We start from the raw sequence: 3,305 nt of genomic DNA, 5'->3' as shown, positions 1-3,305 counted from the left end.
AAACCAAAAAAAAGTTTCAAATGACGTTTTTTTACACTCGTTTCACTTAAAAAGTGTGATTTGTAGGCAAATGTAATGGGGGATGAAGACAAATGAGCCGCAGACTATTGTCGCCATTTATTCGATAGTGTAATGTGCCTGACCAACCTAGAGGAATGGTTATGAATCCAATTAACTCAATACAAGATGCACTCTACTTTGCTTTTCAGCGCAAGCATTGGGCTGAATTACGCAAATCAGTGCCGCTTACATTGAGCCAGGCAGAATTAGAAAATCTGCGTGGTATGAATGAAAAGCTGTCTTTAGATGAAGTCACTGACATTTACCTTCCTCTCAGCCGTTTACTGAATTTATTTGTCGGCTCAAAACAGCAGCGTGGGCTTGTTCTTGATAAGTTTCTGGAGCAAAAAGCTTCCCCAGGTCCTTATATTATTAGTATCGCAGGAAGTGTCGCCGTGGGTAAGAGCACTACAGCGCGTATATTACAAACGTTATTGCAACGTTGGCCTGAGCATCCTAAAGTTGATTTAGTTACCACAGATGGCTTTTTGTATCCTCTTGCAGACCTTAAACGTAAAGGGTTACTCCAACGTAAAGGTTTTCCTGAAAGTTACGACATGAAAATGTTGGTTGAATTCATTTCGGCAGTTAAAGCTGGGCAAAAAGAGATTCTTGCACCGCTTTATTCGCATGTTACATACGATAGATGTCACGATGAACATCAAGCCATCCGTCAGCCCGATATTTTAATTTTAGAAGGGCTAAATGTGCTGCAAACGGGTTTGGATACGCCTATCGATACAAGAAGGCCGTTTGTATCAGATTTTGTTGATTTCTCGATTTACGTTGATGCTGATGAGTCATTATTGAAAGAGTGGTATAAACAGCGTTTTTTACAATTTAGGAAAGGCGCATTTAGTGATCCAAACTCATTCTTTCATCACTATTCATGTCTAACTGATGATGAAGCTAATACTATTGCTGCAAATATTTGGGATACGATTAACGGCCCCAATTTATCACTCAACATTCAACCAACGCGTGAACGGGCAAATCTCATCTTACAAAAAGGCCCAAACCACTTAATGGACCGAGTTTTACTTAGAAAATAACAATATATGAGCCTATTGCAGGCTCATTTCTAGCATCTACATTACTGCTCGCAGGCTAATTTCACCGCCAAGATAACGTGTAACCCCTTGCTCGTTTTCAAGTAACAAAGCCCCTTGCTCGTCAATACCTCGACAGATACCGTTAACAGAATTAGGTGCCATTAGTAGTGATACTTCACGGCCAATAAATAAATCAAATTTATTCCAACGATCAAGGAAAGCCTCCAACCCTTTCTGCTCAAACAGCTGTAAATCAGCCTTAAGGGTTTTGTGTAGTTTAATTAATAGCTCCGTTTTATCAGGCATATTCACCAAACCAGATAGATCGTTCCATGGCTGGTCTATTAGCCCTCCCTGCTCTACAGACATACTCATATTAATCCCAAAACCAATGACTAATTCTGTTTTCTGAGCTGACGAATTGCTGACCTCAACTAAAATCCCAGCCAATTTTTTATGATCAAGGTAGATATCATTTGGCCATTTCAGTCCCAACCCCTCAACTCCAAAGTCAGCTAAAGATACAACAATAGAACAACCTACAACTAAACTTAAACCACTGGCATGACTAATATCATTATTTAAACGCCAAAACATGGAAGCATAAATATGATGAGCATAAGGAGACAACCATTGACGCCCTCTTCGACCTCGACCAGCGGATTGATATTCAGCAATGCAAATATCACCCGATTTTAATTCTGAGGCATGTCCAAGCATAAAAGCATTAGTGCTGGTCGTTTCATCAAAATAAAAACAACGACCATCAATTCCATTAACAAGGTGAGACTCATTTACCAACGACACTGGATTTGCTAATTTATAGCCTCTTCCTTTCACACTATAAATTTCGATACCATAATCTTTTAATGCATCTATATGCTGATTAATTGCTGCACGAGTAAGCGACAAGGATTGCGCAATTACCTCACCAGAAACAAAACGTTTATGATGCAAACATGCTAATATTTGCCGTTTACGCGACCAATGCTCATTCATTTTAGTTCTATCTCCCCAACTGAGCCCATAATCCTAGGCTCTGGTTGTAATGTGACCGCAAATTTATCAAAAACAGTCTGAATTATGTGTTTCGCTAATTGGCATACTTGGTTACCAGTTGCTTGGCCTAGATTAACCAACACCAAAGCTTGATCTTGATGAACAGCTGCACCACCGATATTAATTCCTTTCAAACCGGCATGCTCGATTAGCCAACCTGCTGCAAGCTTATAATGGTCATCAACCTGTTGGTAACCCACTAAGTCTTCGTAACGATTTTTAAGTGAATGATAATCTACTACTGATACAACAGGGTTTTTGAAGAAACTCCCTACATTACCTAATACTTTAGGATCGGGAAGCTTGGATTGACGTACATGGCAAACACAATCAAATACCTGTTGTGCAGTAACACCCATAGCATCAAAGTGTTGTAATGGCCCGTAATTTACCACTGGTTTCCACTTCTTAGGCAGCTTTAGAGTCACTTCAGTAATGACGGCTAAATTTTTAAGTTGTTGTTTAAAAATGGATTCGCGATAGCCAAATTCACATTGTTGATTATCATAATGTACTAAGTCACCCGTATCGAGTTGTAAAAATTCAATCTTGTGACAGAAACGATTAAACTCAACACCATAAGCACCTATATTTTGTATTGGCGCAGCACCTACGGTTCCGGGGATCAGAGCCATATTTTCTAAACCATAAATATGTTTAGTTAAGCAATATTCAACTAATTGATGCCAATTTTCACCAGCTTGAATGGTGAGATAATAATCATCATCATCTTCGTTAATCGTAATGCCCTTCGTGCTAACTTTAACTACGGTTCCCTGAAAATCGTCAGTAAATACTACGTTACTGCCTCCTCCGAGGATGAGCATACTTTTCTGTTGTTGATGCAGCATAAGGCTTGTCTTTATTAGCTCATCTTTGTTAGTGACTTCAACTAAAGAATTGCAATGCTGGTTAAGACCAAATGTGTTTAATGAAGTAAGCGAAATAGGCATAAATAGAAAAGCATCAAATTCAAAAAATATATCGCTATTGTAGCAGGGAATAGCTAACAAATTAGCATGATTACACTAAAAACATATCAATGAAAAAGCTGTATACGTCAACTATTCTCATAACTTTAGTGACACCAGTGACTCATATGTAGGTTGGATATAAGTTGGGAAAACCAACGAT

General features: G+C 38.8%; 3 protein-coding genes. 1 reads left to right on the top strand and 2 read right to left on the bottom strand.

Annotated elements, in window-relative coordinates; all coding sequences use genetic code 11:
• The first annotated feature begins 161 nt into the window (after positions 1-161).
• Positions 162-1,112 (top strand): type I pantothenate kinase, encoded by a 951-nt coding sequence (gene coaA, locus CXF78_RS17770; RefSeq protein WP_011635625.1) that lies wholly within the window; start codon positions 162-164, stop codon positions 1,110-1,112.
• A 36-nt stretch (positions 1,113-1,148) separates the two neighbouring features.
• Here coaA and birA read toward each other — a convergent pair whose 3' ends face one another.
• Together birA and murB are read right to left on the bottom strand one after the other, a co-directional pair.
• Entirely contained in the window at positions 1,149-2,111 is a 963-nt protein-coding gene (gene birA / locus CXF78_RS17765; RefSeq protein ID WP_102037507.1) for a bifunctional biotin--[acetyl-CoA-carboxylase] ligase/biotin operon repressor BirA, read from the bottom strand.
• Positions 2,108-3,124 (bottom strand): UDP-N-acetylmuramate dehydrogenase, encoded by a 1,017-nt coding sequence (gene murB, locus CXF78_RS17760; RefSeq protein ID WP_102037506.1) that lies wholly within the window; start codon positions 3,122-3,124, stop codon positions 2,108-2,110. Before murB ends, birA begins: the two co-directional genes overlap by 4 nt.
• Between the last annotated feature and the right edge of the window lie 181 nt (positions 3,125-3,305).

The sequence above is a fragment of the Shewanella sp. 11B5 genome (genome assembly GCF_002836795.1).
GTDB lineage: Bacteria > Pseudomonadota > Gammaproteobacteria > Enterobacterales > Shewanellaceae > Shewanella > Shewanella frigidimarina.
Note: the sequence above shows the minus strand (reverse complement) of the source record. Positions and strands in the feature narration are given on the sequence as shown.